This window comes from Stenotrophomonas sp. 2YAF22 (genome assembly GCF_052114665.1).
Lineage (GTDB): Bacteria > Pseudomonadota > Gammaproteobacteria > Xanthomonadales > Xanthomonadaceae > Stenotrophomonas > Stenotrophomonas indicatrix.
Window position 1 is genome coordinate 1 of sequence record NZ_JBFRFE010000654.1, and the last position, 2379, is coordinate 2379.

Genomic DNA, 2379 nt, shown 5'->3' on the forward strand with positions numbered 1-2379 from the left:
CAACAACGGTGTGGTGCCGACCCGCGGCAAGAAGACGGTCGACACTCCGGAATGGATGTTCGCCAGCACCCTGGCGTGGACGCCGGGCCCGTGGGACCTGCGCCTGGCGGCCAACCATGTCGGCAAGCGCTACGTGACCTACACCAATGACGTCTCCGTGCCGAGCTACTGGCTGATCAATGCGTCGGTGGCCTATGACATGGGCAAGCTCGGCCCGGCGCAGAACCTGACCCTGGCGCTGAACCTGACCAACCTGGCCGACAAGCAGTATCTGGCGACCATCAACACCAACGGCACCTACGCTGCTGATCCCACCCGCAGCCTGGCGACCATGCAGGTCGGTGCGCCGCGGCAGGTGATGGCCACCGCGACCGTGCGCTTCTGATGGAGCGCATCGCCGATCCGGAAACCCGCCGTCGTCTGCTGCGCCTGGCCTGGCAGGGGACCGGAGCGGCGATCGCACTGGCGGCCATGCCTGGCGTAGCCGCCACCGGTCCGCGGCCGCGACTGGGGCGCGATCCGTTCACCCTCGGYATCGCCGCGGGTGATCCGGATGCGCAGGGCGCGGTGCTGTGGACGCGTCTTGCACCGGATCCCCTCAACGGCGGTGGCATGCCGTCGCGCGCGATCCCGGTGCGCTGGTTCATTGCCGAAGATCCGGCGATGCGCCGGCTGGTGCAGCGTGGCGTGGCGGCGGCCGTGCCGGAGTTGGCACATTCGGTGCACGTGGAAGTGACCGGCCTGCGTCCAGGGCGCGATTACTACTATCGATTCGCCTGCGACGGCGGCGAGGAGAGTCCGATCGGGCATTTCCGCACCGCGCCGCTGCCGGATGCGCAGCTGCAGCAGCTGCGACTGGCGTTGTGCACCTGCCAGGCCTGGAACAGCGGCTACTATCCGGTACTGGCGGATATCGCCCGCAGCGATGTCGATCTGGTGCTGCATGCCGGTGACTACCTGTACGAATACAGCCCGTTGCAGAATGCGCGTGGCAGCACCCTGGACGCACAGCGCTTCAGCGGTGAGACCCTCAGCCAGGAGCGTTATCGCGACCAGTACGCGCTGTACAAGCTCGACCCGGACCTGCAGGCCGCGCACGCCGCGCACGCCTTCGCGGTAATCTGGGACGACCACGAAGTGCAGAATGACTATTCCGGCATCCATCCGGAAAAGAGCGACGTGCCGACCGAGGACTTCATCGTTCGCCGCGCCGCTGCGTATCGCGCGTTCTACGAACACCTGCCGATGCGCAGCACGCCGGCCGGCAACGGTGGCCTGCGCGTGCACCGCCGCCTGCGCTACGGCGACCTGGCCCAGCTGACGCTGCTGGATTGCCGTCAGTTCCGTCCGGCCAACCCCTGTGGCGTCGGTGAATCGCCACGCTGCGAGGCGGCACTGGATCCGCGCATGAGCATGCTCGGAGTGGGGCAGGAGGCCTGGTTTGCGCAGTCGATGGCGGCCGCGGCTGGAACACGCTGGAACGTGGTGGTGCAGCAGCTGCTGGTGGCGCAGTTGCGGTTGGAGCAGGGCACGCCGCGCGAACGTTTCTGGAACGACGCCTGGGATGGCTACCCGGCCGCCCGCAAGCGCCTGCTGCAGGCGATGCAAGCCGGCGGGCAGGGCAACGCCATCGTACTGGGCGGTGACTGGCACTCCACGTTCGTCAATGACCTGAAGCTGGATTTCGATGCCGTGGATGCACCGGTGATCGCAACCGAGTTCATCGCCCCAGCGATCAGCAGTGGCGGCGATGACACGCCGTATGGCCCGTACTACGGTCCGTCGATCCCGCAGAATCCGCACATCCGTTATTTCGATGGCGACCGTCGTGGCTGGTGGAAGCTGCAGTTGAACCGGCAGACCGTGGACGCGGAACTGCGCTTCGCCGACAGCGTGCTGCGGCGCGATGCGGAAGTTCGCACGGCCGCGCGCTTCCAGGTGAGCCACGGTCGTCCGGGCGCAGTGCCGGTGTGAATCCGTTCGGTAGTGCCGGCCGCTGGCCGGCAACCTCCTGAATCTCCGGTTTCCCCACCATCGGTTTCATCGCCCCCAGCCGGGTTTCGTCGCAAACCGTTTGCCCGGGCTGGGGGCGGGGCGCCAAGGTGATGGCGGGCGGCGGGGTGCCGCCGAGGGAGCCTGTGATGAAGACCTTGTTCGCGCTCGGTGTGTGGTGCCTGTTGTTCGTGCTGTGCTGGCCGTTGGCGATCCTGGCGCTGGTGGCCTGGCCATTCGTGTGGCTGCTGAGCCTGCCGTTCCGCTTGGTCGGCATCACCTTCTCGGCGCTGTTCGCCTTCCTGCGCGCGCTGTTCATGCTGCCGGCACGCCTGCTGGGTGGTGGCCGCGGCGCGGTGACGGCATGAGGCCGCTTGCCATCACGAC

The 2379-nt window shown here is 67.5% G+C and carries 3 protein-coding genes; all 3 read left to right on the forward strand.

The genetic code is table 11. The features are described from left to right. The coding region (locus tag AB4Y84_RS19520) for a TonB-dependent receptor domain-containing protein (RefSeq protein WP_442250710.1) at positions 1-385 on the forward strand (385 nt) is incomplete at its 5' end. Continuing rightward, positions 385-1974: an alkaline phosphatase D family protein gene (locus tag AB4Y84_RS19525; protein ID WP_442244314.1), complete on the forward strand. Its 1590-nt coding sequence runs from the start codon at positions 385-387 to the stop codon at positions 1972-1974. The genes AB4Y84_RS19520 and AB4Y84_RS19525, both read left to right, overlap by 1 nt. A 167-nt stretch (positions 1975-2141) precedes the next feature. Further along, a complete protein-coding gene (locus AB4Y84_RS19530; protein WP_100552980.1) occupies positions 2142-2360 on the forward strand; it encodes a hypothetical protein in 219 nt (72 codons plus the stop codon). The last annotated feature ends 19 nt before the right edge of the window (positions 2361-2379 follow it).